The sequence below is a fragment of the Thermosulfuriphilus sp. genome, from assembly GCF_054026695.1.
Genome location: NZ_JBPMLP010000026.1, coordinates 1 through 10,490, shown reverse-complemented (window position 1 = coordinate 10,490; position 10,490 = coordinate 1). Strand labels below are relative to the sequence as shown.

Genomic DNA, 10,490 nt, shown 5'->3' with positions numbered 1-10,490 from the left:
GGAACGAACCTTGGGTAACGGGTGGGGGGGGGGAGCTTGGGGGGGGAAAGAAGAGGAAATAAACCGGTGGGGGTGGTTTTTCCTTTTGGGGGGGGACAAAGGGGGGAAAAACAACACTAATGGATCTCTTTTTTCTGCCCTGGCCAAACGGCATGCAGAGGAATAAGCAAGTCCCCCATTTCCTTTACTTTTTGGGCACTTTCCCAGGCCTCTATGGCATTTAGGTGAACTCCCGGGGCTACTGCTGGCCCCACTTTGGGAAAATTGGCCTCATTACAGCAGAATCCGGTAATAACGACCCGGCCGGAAGTGGTATTTACCAAGACCGTCTGTCCACCAGCCGTGTGACCCGGGGTAGGTACCACCCTGATTCCAGAATAGATCTCTTCTTCACCGTCAATGAGGACTATTTCCCTGACTCCCTCAAGGACGTCAGGATAATAACGGTGGTCTATGGGGTGGGGGTTTTGCCAAAACTCGTATTCCTTTTTCTGGACGTAGACCACTGCGTTGGGACAACGGCTGTCATTTTCACAATGGTCGTTGTGAAGATGGGTGTGGATGATGATGTCAATGTCCTCCGGCCTCAAACTCAAGCTGGCTAAGGCCTCTTCAAAAGAGAGTATATTCCAGCCATATTCACTAGCTACATTTTCCGGGACAACAAACTGCTCAAGCCCGGTGTCAATGAGGATGTTTTTATCGGCCCCTTTGAGGACAAAAACATAGATCGGTATCCAGATCCTTCTTCCATAGCCGCGGAGATAGGTCATGATGCCTTGATCTGTCTCGTTGGCCCCTACCACCAAAGGGTAAATGGTATACTTGGCCATGATCATCCCCCCTTTTGCAAAAAGAAGATAAGTATAGATGAAATTTTTTCTAGTGACATTTTTGGGACTTTTTAAAAATCTCATTAAAAGTCACTTAAGAGTTTGACAGCCTTTTTAAGAAGAACCAAATAATAAAACAAACGGAGTTCTAAAGGAGGCCGAATACTTATGGAACTTTACTTGATGCAGCATGGACGGCCTTTATCCGAGGCTGAAGATCCTGAGAGAAGACTAAGCGGTGAAGGCCGTGAAGAGGTCCGGGCCAGTGCCTTGGCAATCAAACACCTTGGGCTGTTCTTTGATCAGATCCTGTCAAGTCCCAAGGCCAGGGCTCGGGAGACGGCAGAGATCGTGGCCGAGGTCTTAGGATATCCCCTAGAGGGCATAAAGGTGCACCAAGAGTTCAAACCTTTGGTTCCGCCGGCAGAATCAGTGGCCGTAATCAAAAAGACGGCCGTCGAAAGGCTTCTGATCGTCGGTCATCTTCCTTCATTGGCCGAGATTGTCTCCTACCTTGTATCTGGAGCTCCGGGGATAAAGGTTCATTTCAAGATGGCTGGGCTCTGTGCTTTGAGTTCTTCGGACCTGTCTCCTGGCTCTGCCGAGCTTCTCTGGCACCTCTGGCCAGAACATCTGGCCCGTCTGGCCCCTTAAGTCTCTTTTTTACCAGGCCAGTGGTTTCTGCCAGCTTTCCTTAAGTCGCCAGATATTTTCTGAAACTATGGTTCTGCCCTGCCAGCTGATCCTAAAGAGTGGCTCCTGGACAACGCGGCCTATTCGAGAGACAACCTTCCCTGAGAAGAGGGCCTCGAAGTCGGGAGCCTTTTCGGCGGGCACAGTGACGACGATCCGACTGGCCGACTCCGAAAAAAGAAGATAGTCAGGCCGTCTTTTCCCTTCGTAAGGAAGATCATCCAGGCTTATATCCAGCCCCAGCCCTCCGGAGAAGGCACTCTCGGCCAGGGCCACAGCCAGCCCTCCGTCTGAACAGTCATGGGCGGAGGCTACCAGCCCTTTCCTGATAGCCTCCCCTAGGCCCAGATATCGTTCTCTGGCCTCCCTGGCCTCTACCTCGGGGACTGAGGAGGCCAGAAGCCCCAGGCTTAAAAAGTATTCTGAACCACCGAGTTCTTCCCGGGTCAGGCCCAATATGTAGATCAGATCTCCAGGGGCCTTAAAGTCCATGGTTTGGGCTTGGCGAACATCGGGTATCTTGGCTACCACGGAAAAAAGCAGGGTAGGGGGGATAGAGATCTTTAGGCTTCCGTCGGCCAGAACTTGACCTACCCGATAAGGATTGTCGTCTGGCTTGAGTCCCAATCCCCGGGCCAGATAATCATTTTTCATGCTGTCTTTGCCCGAGATACAGGGGACCCCAAAGGTGGTCGTCAGATCATAAAGAGCCTGATTGGCCCTTACCAGTTGGGCCAATTTGTAGTGGCCATCTGGGGTCTTTTCGCTCTGGATAGGGTCACACCAGCAGAAATTATCAAGGCCGGCCATGTGTTCCAGATCTGCTCCCACACAGACGGCATTGCGGATGGCCTCATCAATGGCGTTGGCTGCCATCCAGTAAGTGTCGAAATCAGAAAATTTAGGGCAGATCCCATGGGAGACAACGACCCCTTCATAGGAGTCAAGTTCGGGGCGAAGAACTGCAGCATCGCTTGGCCCATCAGCAGCAATACCCACCAGGGGCTTGATCACGCTGCCGCCCTGGACTTCGTGGTCATATTGACGGATGACATACTCTTTGGAGCAAACATTGAGCCTGCCTAGCATTTGGTGAATTAAGCCCCCGAGATCCTCTGGTTCAGGGGGGTGATGCTCCTGTTTTTGGGGAGGGCGCCAGACAGCGGTCAGCTCCAGTTTTGGGACTCCTTGATGGAGAAAATGGAGATCGAGCAGACCTACGGTCTGACCATTGTACTTTATGTGGAACTTGCCAGAGTCAGTAAATTGACCGAGGACTGTTACCTCGACTTGCATCTTTTCAGCTAGCTCGAGAAAACGGTCGAGCTTCTCTGGAGGAACTGCGACAGTAATTCGTTCCTGGGCTTCAGAAAGCAGGATCTCCCAGGGTTGAAGTCCCGGGTATTTAAGAGGGGCGTGGGCTAGTTCTATTTCAGCCCCCCCTGACTCTCGGGCCATCTCGCCCACCGAGGAAGATAGCCCTCCGGCACCGTTGTCGGTAATCGAGGTATAGAGGCACTCATCCCTGGCCACCAGAAGGAAGTCAGTCATCTTCTTTTGGGTTATAGGATCACCGATTTGGACGGCCGTAGCAGGGCTACCCTCGTGGAGTTCTTCTGAGGAAAAGGTGGCTCCGTGGATGCCGTCTTTACCGATTCGCCCACCACACATGACTACCAAGTCCCCTGGCCGGGCACCCTTTAGGTGAGATGGTTCTTCACAGATCTGGGCGGGCATGATGCCTCCTGTGCCACAGAAAACCAAAGGTTTACCTAAATAACGGTCATCAAAGACAATGGAGCCATTTACCGTTGGAATTCCACTCTTGTTCCCTCCGTGTTCGACCCCCTCGCGTACCCCTTCAAATATTCTTTTGGGATGGAGGAGCCTCGGCGGGAGGGGGGACTGCCAATTGGGAGGAGCAAAACAGAAGATATCGGTATTAAAGATAAGGGACGCTCCTTTGCCGGTACAGAAAGGATCTCGATTTACTCCCACAATTCCTGTAAGGGCTCCACCATAGGGATCAAGGGCCGAGGGACTGTTGTGGGTCTCAACCTTAAAGGCCAGACTGAGGCGTTCGTTTAGCCGGATGACTCCGGCATTGTCTACAAAAACCGAGAGACAGAAGTCTTTTTCTCCCTTGGCTTGACGGATCTCTTCTGTGGCCCGGACAATGTAGGTCTTAAATAGGCTATCGATAACGGTAGTCTCGCCGGTGGCCTCATCGGTGTAGGTAATCCGGGCGTTAAATATCTTGTGTTTACAGTGTTCAGACCAAGTCTGGGCCAGAGCCTCGAGTTCAACATCGGTGAGGCGATGATCAAGCCCATAGCGTCTTCTGTCTTCGACTACCTCTGGACGCAAAAAATGGTCTCGGATGGCTTGCATCTCTTTGAGGTTTAAAGCCAAGAGCCTCTGGCGAGAAAGATCAAGCAGTTCCTCATCGGTTAAGGGGGAAAGATCAAAATAATCCACCCGGATCTCAGCTTCCTCTTTGACTCTTGGTGGCGAGGTAACCAAGCCGTGGTCAGGATCAAATTCTTCTCTGGAGACGATCCACCAGCGTTCAATGAGCTCGTTGGCTAGAAGTTCTCTGGCTATTCTCTGGCAGTCTTGCCGGCTAAGAGGGCCTTTGAGAAGATACTGGGTAGCCGTATAGACAGCTTCACTGGGGGAAAGGGGACGCCTGAGCAAGATTTCCAAGGCTTCTTTGGCTACTCGGCCTTCGTTATCAGTCACCCCCGGACGGAATCCCACCTGGATAAGCCAGTCAAACTCTCGGGCTAAGGGGCGATTTAGACTGACATCCTGGGTGACAGGATCATGCAGGGCCTCATGGGCAAAGGCTTCAAGGTCTCTCTGGGTGATCTCGGCCTCAATCTGGTAGATCTTTATGGTCCGACAGTGGTTAACCGGTAGTCCGAGGTCGTCTCTTATTCGCCTTAAGATTTTGTCGCCAAAGGCATCTCTTAGATGCTCCTTAAGAGCCACCTCAACCCGGGCAAGCATTCTTTACCTCCTCACCTAGCGGCCTGCGGGCCTTTTAAGAGACTTGATCCTGAGGATAGCCTAGGGCTGGCTTAATTGCTAGCCGGAGGGGAGAGAAAAGTCAAATCCAAGCAAAAGGGGCTGGCTGAAGCCAGCCCCTTTTGCCTAGTAGGCCTCTTCGTAATCAAGATCTTTTTCCCGGACCTTGTCTTTGAAGAGGTTGTAGGTCCAGGTTTGGTAGGCAATGACAATAGGAACAAAGACGATAGCCACTCCGAACATGATCTTTAAAGTCAGAGGGCTTGAGGAGGCGTTGTGGATAGTCAGGCTGGCAGAGGGATCGAGACTTGAGGGAATAAGCCTAGGATAGAGGCCAGCTACACCAAAGAAGGTTGCCGAGACAATGGTAAGGCAGGAAGCGAACCAAGCCCTCCAGTAAGACCCCTGGGCAAGAAAGACTCGGATGAGAACAAGCCCGGCTACGGCCAGAGCCGGAACGACAAAGAGGGCTGGATATTTGAGGTAATTGTCGTAAAGATCAGTGGCAAACCAGCTGGCCACCAAAAAGATGGCCGCCACTGCCAGCTCCATCGGCCAGAGCTTGGTCGCCAAACTGGCTCCCCTTTGGGAAAGCTCCCCATTGCTCTTTACCGCCAGCCAGAGGCTTCCGTGAACCATAAAGAGAAGAACAAAGAGCACCCCTCCCAGGAGACCATAAGGATTGAGAAGAGCAAGCAACCCTCCGTGGAAGAGGCCTGTTTCGTCTATGGGAAGGCCTTTAAATATATTGGCAAAGGCCACCCCTAAAAGCAGGGCTGGGATAAAGCTTCCGATTACCAGACAGAAATCCCAAACCGAACGCCAAGTGGAGCCTTCAACCTTGCCGCGAAACTCAAAGGCCACCCCTCGGACAATAAGGGCAAAGAGAAGGAGGAGCAAGGCCGAGTAAAGACCGCTAAACATTACGGCGTAGGCCTTAGGGAAGGCGGCAAAGGTAGCCCCCCCGGCGGTAATTAGCCAGACCTCATTGCCGTCCCAAAAAGGGCCCATGGTGTTATAGACAATGCGGCGTTCGGTGTCGTTTTTGGCCACCACCGGTAAAAGACTTCCAAGACCAAGATCAAAGCCATCGAGCATGAAATAGACGGCCCAAAGTAGTCCCCAAAGGACGAACCATATAGTTTCAAACATCATCTTTCCCTCCTTTCATTTAAGCAGTAACTGGGGCCACCTTGGCCTCTTCTTCAAGGGGTTTGGGACCCTCTTTGGCAAACTTGGCCAAGAGATAAAAGTCGACAGCACCTAGGAAGCTATAAAGAAGGATGAAGGCAATCAGTGAAGGCCAGACTTGGGTCGGTGTTACCGGGCTTACGGCCTGGGAGGTTTTCATTAAACCATAGACAATCCAGGGTTGGCGCCCCACTTCAGCCACGATCCAACCAGCCTCAAGGGCGATATAAGGCAAGGGGATAGCATAGAGCATGATCTTGAGATAGCCCGGGCTTTCAAGAAGCCGATTCCTCTTGAACCAGCCGATGATCGTCAGAAGAAGGAAGAGAAATCCCAGACCAACCATAATTCTGAAACTCAAAAAGGTGACGGTCACCGGTGGACGTTCATCGGGTGGAAACTCCTTAAGACCTTTTACTTCGGCCTGGGGATCATGATGGGCTAAAAGACTCAAGACTCCGGGAAGAGGGAGGATCTCTACTGCGTTGCGTTCATTTTCTTCATCGGGAATGAGGAAGAGATAAAGAGGGGCCTCGGTTCGGGTATCCCAGAGGGATTCCATGGCCGCCAATTTAGTGGGTTGGACCTTGGCTACCTCTGCTCCGTGGAGATGGCCCTGGAGGATTTCGAGAATAGAGAAGATCAGAGCAAAGGTCAGGGCGATTCTAAATGATTTGGTGAAAAAGGAGACGTGTTGTTTCCGCAGAAGATGATAGGCACTTACCCCCATGACAAAAAAACCAGAGAGTATGTAGGCCCCGCTTACCGTGTGGAAGAACTCAAGGAGCCCGAAGGTGTTGGTGATAACGGCGGTGAAGCTTTCAAGCTCTGCCCGACCGTTGCGGATGACATAACCTACGGGGTGTTGCATCCAACCGTTGGCCAGAAGGATCCAAAGGGCAGAAATATTTGAGGCCAGGGCTACCAGCCAGATAGTCAGGCAGTGAAGTTTGGGAGACAACTTGCGCCAGCCAAAGTGCCAGACAGCAATGAAAGTCGACTCCAGAAAAAAGGCCAACGTAGCCTCAATGGCCAGGAGAGAGCCGAAGATGTCTCCTACATATTCCGAGTAACGGGACCAATTGGTGCCGAACTGGAACTCCAGAGTGATACCTGTAACTACCCCTAGGGCAAAATTGATCAGAAAAAGTTTTCCCCAGAACTTGGCCATTTGCTTGTACTCTTCATCCCCTGTCCTGACATAGATGGTCTCGAAAATGGCCACCAGAATGGAGAGGCCCAGGGTAAGAGGGACAAAAAGGAAGTGAAACATGCTAGCTACAGCGAACTGGAGCCGAGAAAGCATTAAAGCATCCATAAAACCCTCCTTATGTTTTAGGTTATGATAGCCAAGACCGGACTTTTAAGAGGAAAAGACGACCGATTCCTCCAGAATCGTATAAAAACTTTAAGTTCATCCCTTCTTGGGGCAAATCGTTTTCTTTTAAAGAAGACAATTAAGATCAAATTAATCCTCAATTTCTAAAAAAATTTTTAAGTCTTCACTCCCTCTTTAAGCTCCTCTTCGGCTAGAAGTTTGGCAAAGGTGGCCTCTTTTAAGGTCTCTCGGAATTGGCTTCGGGCCTTTTCCCAGACCCGGTGTACCGGGCAAGACGGGCTCCGGGAGCAGGCTTCAGGGCGGATAACGCACTCATTCAAGGAGATCTCTCCAGAAACAGCCTCGACTACGTCCAAGATTGAAATTTGGGCTGGGTCCTTAAGGAGTCGATAACCGCCCTTTGAACCCTGAAGAATCTCTATGATCCCAGCCAGGGCCAACTGTTGGGCTATCTTGGCCAGAAAATGGTCAGGAATCTCCATTGCTAGAGCCACCTCTTTGCGGCTGACGACCCTTTCTGGAGGTTGACCAGAAAGATAAAAAACACAACGTATGGCGTATTCTCCAGCCCTGGTGAGTTTCATAATCCCAAAAAATTAGATTCAAATTTAGATAACTTAGATTAGATTTATCCTATATCTAGGGAGGCCCTTTAATGTCAAGTCTTTTTATCTGACCAAATCGTAGGAAAGGGGTTTTAAAAGTCTCTTGTTTAATAGGGGCCATAATAATGGGGCCATAATAATTATTGTTTGGCCGAACGAGATTCAGCTTTAATTGGAAAATTAAGGAAAAAGGCCATGGCTTCCCACATTCAAGTAGGGACCTGCGGTCTTCCTATCTCGTTGGCTAAGTATGTCCAGATCTTTGAGGCCCTTGAACTTAATAGTACTTTTTATCGCTTCCCCGGTCCTAGGGCTCTTAAGAATTGGCAAAAGATTCTTGGGACAAAAGAGCGTCTCTTCCTCTCCCTTAAGGCCTATCAGGGCCTGACCCACCCCCTTTCTTCCCCTACCTGGAGACGTTCAGGCCTAAAGGGGGAAGAACTTAAAAAGCTCAAGGGGAAGGTCGGCTGTCTCAAGTTTTCCTCAGAGACCGAAGGCTTTGTTTCCAAAAGTTTGGATATCATCAAATGCCTCGGGGCCCGATTCTGGCTCTTCCAGCTTCCTAAGAGGTGTCAGAGGGAGCAAGGATTAATTCCTAATTTTTTTGAAAAACTCAAGGGGGTGGTCAGTGAGGAGATTCTTCTAGGGATCGAGATTCGTTGGGAAAATCCTCTTCTAATTGAGAGGCTTTATCGAGACTTTGGAGTAATTCCCGTTTTTGATCCTTTCTTAAGCCCTGAGCTTTTCGAAAAATTCGCCCCTTCTCTTCCTTTGCTCTACCTCCGTCTCCACGGAAGCCTTGAGAAGGGGCGGATCAATTACATCAAATCTTATTCAGATGAGGAGCTTGAAACCCTTAGAGAGAGACTTCAAAGTACTGGGGCTCAGAGGATTATTGTCCTCTTTAACAACACCAAGATGTACGAAGATGCCCTCAGATTCAAACAACTTCTTTCTCTTTAGGTCTTTTCAGCTAGTTCTTCCACTCTCTGGACCAGCTGGGATATCTGAAGCCCCAGAGAGAGACATTGCTTGCCTTCCGTACACTGCTGGGCCTCGGGAACCTCTAATCTGGTTTTAAGGACCTGCCCCGCCCGTTCTAAGGTTACCAGCCAAGTGTTGGTTTCTTCGTCAAAGTCGACCTTGACGTCAATATTACACTGGCCAATCTGGGGATAAATTTCTTCGATTTTTTTACAAAGGCTCTCTCGATCTACCTGCATATAGACCGACCTCCTCGGGCTTTTTCTTAAAAAATAGGATTTATCAACCTTGAATCAATCTATTTTCTATTTTTTATTGGAAGATGGTTGACTTGGTTATTTCCCACAAGATACCACTGGAAGGCGGTGGGGCCGACGTTTTGGTTTGTAGCCGATGATTATCTCCAACTGTTCGGGGGTAAAATTCTTCCTTATTTTTAGGATTGCTCTCAGGCCAGAGCGCATAATCCGATCACAATTCTCCTGGAGCTGCTCCAGGGCCTGATCTACTTTTTTGAGATCAAGTTGGGGATCGGTCATTATCTCCATAAGCTTGGCATTGACCATGTCATTCATGCTTTGATAACGTATCAAGGTGAGGTTGAACCGTTGCATGACCCGCCGGAAATGTTCTTTTTGTTTGGGGGCCATCTTTAATTGGGGGCCAAGATCCAGATAGCCTTGAAGCTCACAAAGGGTCGATTTGATAACGAAATCCGCTGCTCCGCAACCTAAATAACCACTTTCAGGGGGCCTTTTCCAACATTCCCGCCAAAGCGTCCCCTCTAAAGCTGCTCCAGCCAGGCAGGACCCATGAAGACTCATCCAAAAAAATAGCCCAAAAACAACCGCTTGCGGGAGAGCCCCTAAGGCCCTCTCGCAAGCGATCTCCCGAAGAAGATGATAGAGGCCTTTGGGCATCGGTTAGAGCCGAGGGGTCAGTCTGCGGGCCTTAGATAATTGTTCAGCGGTCAAGACTTCTCGGGCCTTACAAACGTATTCTAGAGACTTTGTAAGTAGATCCCGGCAGGTATTTTGCAATTCTTCGATAGTATCATTAATCTTTTTTGAACTCCCATTCGGAATGGCCATACTTTCAATTAGGCTTAAAGATAGGAGTTGTAGTTTGGCCCTTCTTTCCATTAGAAGGGTCTGAAACTGAAATCGTATGTCTTTTAGGGTGTTATATTGTTTTTTTGAGAGTTTTAGGAAATCTTTGGCTGCTAGATAGCTGTTGAGCTCTTTTATCACATTGTAGAGAATCAATCCCGGAGCTGGACAACCCGTTTCCCCTAGAGCCTCAACGTCAATATTTTGCCAGCATTTACCTACCAAACATAATTTCTCAGGATGCCGTTTCTTTGCTTCAACTTCTTTAAGGCTACCTATTATTAGAAATAGGCACAGCGCTGCCACTATTAATCTTATATGTTTGTGCATCTTTCCCTCCTCCATTAGGTATGAACTATTCTTCTTTTTCTGCTAATTTCTGTGCCTTTATTTTTTGCTCTTCAGTTAAGATGTTACGGGCTGTGAATACAGCTTTGGCAGCATCTTTTAGGGTTGACCAACAAAGTTCTTCTATTCTGGCTACATGTTTTTGGATGGGCTTTTTACCTGGCTTTTCTTTCATCATCTGTTCTATTAGTTCTAGGGTTACAACCTGTAATTCCGCCCTGTTTCTTACCATCTCTATCTGAAAATCATGTCTTATTTTTTCTAATTTCTCTAATTGGTCAGCTGTAAGATCTAATTCTTCAGCCATATCAATATATCCATTGAGTTCTTTTAGTGTGTTTTGAACAAATAGCGCTGG

11 protein-coding genes are annotated in these 10,490 nt (G+C 49.1%); 2 read left to right on the top strand and 9 right to left on the bottom strand.

Translation table 11 applies throughout. The features are described 5' to 3' along the window. Positions 1-116: 116 nt before the first annotated feature. On the bottom strand, positions 117-833 hold the full coding sequence (locus ACXJJX_RS04415) for an N-acyl homoserine lactonase family protein (protein ID WP_456432578.1): 717 nt from the start codon (positions 831-833) through the stop codon (positions 117-119). A 168-nt stretch (positions 834-1,001) separates the two neighbouring features. Between ACXJJX_RS04415 and sixA the strand changes: the two genes are divergently transcribed. Next, positions 1,002-1,487, top strand: coding sequence for a phosphohistidine phosphatase SixA (gene sixA, locus ACXJJX_RS04410; protein ID WP_456432576.1), 486 nt, complete (start codon positions 1,002-1,004; stop codon positions 1,485-1,487). Positions 1,488-1,496: 9 nt separating this feature from the next. On the opposite strand, the gene ACXJJX_RS04405 is transcribed toward sixA, so the two are convergent. From ACXJJX_RS04405 to ACXJJX_RS04390, 4 genes are all read right to left on the bottom strand, one after another. Continuing rightward, positions 1,497-4,538, bottom strand: a complete 3,042-nt coding sequence (locus tag ACXJJX_RS04405) for an AIR synthase-related protein (RefSeq protein ID WP_456432574.1) — start codon at positions 4,536-4,538, stop codon at positions 1,497-1,499. 144 nt (positions 4,539-4,682) lie between these two features. Beyond that, on the bottom strand, positions 4,683-5,711 hold the full coding sequence (gene cydB / locus ACXJJX_RS04400; protein WP_456432572.1) for a cytochrome d ubiquinol oxidase subunit II: 1,029 nt from the start codon (positions 5,709-5,711) through the stop codon (positions 4,683-4,685). A 16-nt stretch (positions 5,712-5,727) separates the two neighbouring features. Continuing rightward, positions 5,728-7,065 (bottom strand): cytochrome ubiquinol oxidase subunit I, encoded by a 1,338-nt coding sequence (locus ACXJJX_RS04395; RefSeq protein ID WP_456432570.1) that lies wholly within the window; start codon positions 7,063-7,065, stop codon positions 5,728-5,730. A 176-nt stretch (positions 7,066-7,241) separates the two neighbouring features. Then, on the bottom strand, positions 7,242-7,670 hold the full coding sequence (locus ACXJJX_RS04390) for an RrF2 family transcriptional regulator (RefSeq protein WP_456432568.1): 429 nt from the start codon (positions 7,668-7,670) through the stop codon (positions 7,242-7,244). A gap of 216 nt (positions 7,671-7,886) precedes the next feature. On the opposite strand from ACXJJX_RS04390, the gene ACXJJX_RS04385 reads away from it, so the two are divergent. After that, complete coding sequence (locus ACXJJX_RS04385; RefSeq protein WP_456432566.1) at positions 7,887-8,654, top strand: DUF72 domain-containing protein; 768 nt, start codon at positions 7,887-7,889, stop codon at positions 8,652-8,654. Here ACXJJX_RS04385 and ACXJJX_RS04380 read toward each other — a convergent pair. From ACXJJX_RS04380 to ACXJJX_RS04365, 4 genes are all read right to left on the bottom strand, one after another. Beyond that, on the bottom strand, positions 8,651-8,914 hold the full coding sequence (locus ACXJJX_RS04380; protein ID WP_456432564.1) for a hypothetical protein: 264 nt from the start codon (positions 8,912-8,914) through the stop codon (positions 8,651-8,653). The genes ACXJJX_RS04385 and ACXJJX_RS04380 overlap by 4 nt on opposite strands. A 96-nt stretch (positions 8,915-9,010) precedes the next feature. After that, positions 9,011-9,595 carry a hypothetical protein gene (locus tag ACXJJX_RS04375; protein ID WP_456432562.1) on the bottom strand — a complete coding sequence of 195 codons (585 nt, stop codon included), beginning with the start codon at positions 9,593-9,595 and terminating at the stop codon, positions 9,011-9,013. A 3-nt stretch (positions 9,596-9,598) separates the two neighbouring features. Further along, entirely contained in the window at positions 9,599-10,114 is a 516-nt protein-coding gene (locus ACXJJX_RS04370) for a hypothetical protein (RefSeq protein ID WP_456432560.1), read from the bottom strand. A gap of 25 nt (positions 10,115-10,139) precedes the next feature. After that, positions 10,140-10,490 (bottom strand): Spy/CpxP family protein refolding chaperone (locus ACXJJX_RS04365; RefSeq protein WP_456432558.1); only part of this gene is annotated, 351 nt, incomplete at its 5' end.

Coding starts and splice junctions, on each gene's coding strand:
- ACXJJX_RS04415 (WP_456432578.1), bottom strand. CDS start 833: ATGGCCAAGTATACCATTTACCCTTTGGTGGTAGGGGCCAACGAGACA.
- ACXJJX_RS04385 (WP_456432566.1), top strand. CDS start 7,887: ATGGCTTCCCACATTCAAGTAGGGACCTGCGGTCTTCCTATCTCGTTG.
- ACXJJX_RS04370 (WP_456432560.1), bottom strand. CDS start 10,114: ATGCACAAACATATAAGATTAATAGTGGCAGCGCTGTGCCTATTTCTA.
- ACXJJX_RS04390 (WP_456432568.1), bottom strand. CDS start 7,670: ATGAAACTCACCAGGGCTGGAGAATACGCCATACGTTGTGTTTTTTAT.
- cydB (WP_456432572.1), bottom strand. CDS start 5,711: ATGATGTTTGAAACTATATGGTTCGTCCTTTGGGGACTACTTTGGGCC.
- ACXJJX_RS04395 (WP_456432570.1), bottom strand. CDS start 7,065: ATGGATGCTTTAATGCTTTCTCGGCTCCAGTTCGCTGTAGCTAGCATG.
- sixA (WP_456432576.1), top strand. CDS start 1,002: ATGGAACTTTACTTGATGCAGCATGGACGGCCTTTATCCGAGGCTGAA.
- ACXJJX_RS04380 (WP_456432564.1), bottom strand. CDS start 8,914: ATGCAGGTAGATCGAGAGAGCCTTTGTAAAAAAATCGAAGAAATTTAT.
- ACXJJX_RS04375 (WP_456432562.1), bottom strand. CDS start 9,595: ATGCCCAAAGGCCTCTATCATCTTCTTCGGGAGATCGCTTGCGAGAGG.
- ACXJJX_RS04405 (WP_456432574.1), bottom strand. CDS start 4,538: ATGCTTGCCCGGGTTGAGGTGGCTCTTAAGGAGCATCTAAGAGATGCC.